This is a genomic window from Bacillus cereus group sp. N11, assembly GCF_016483605.1.
Taxonomy (GTDB): domain Bacteria; phylum Bacillota; class Bacilli; order Bacillales; family Bacillaceae_G; genus Bacillus_A; species Bacillus_A toyonensis.
On record NZ_JAEHBN010000081.1, the window covers coordinates 1 to 250 of the forward strand.

Here is a 250-nt window from a genome sequence, read left to right on the forward strand (position 1 = left end):
TGGATCTATTACAATGTTCAGCAAACACAGTTAATTAATTTGTATGGTCCTACTGAAGCGACTGTGGATGGGACTTATTATGATTGTGATTTAGAAAAAGAATCAATGCTTATTCCAATTGGGCGTCCAATTGATAATACAGAGTTGTATGTGTTAGATCAATATCAACAGGTGGTCCCAATTGGGGTGTCGGGGGAACTTTACCTTGGAGGAGTAGGATTGGCACGTGGCTACTTCAATCGACCAGATT

The 250-nt window shown here is 40.0% G+C and carries 1 protein-coding gene; it reads left to right on the forward strand.

Going from position 1 to position 250, the window contains the following annotated elements; all coding sequences use genetic code 11:
- The coding region (locus tag JDS98_RS29760) for an AMP-binding protein (protein WP_199634644.1) at positions 1 to 250 on the forward strand (250 nt) is incomplete at both ends.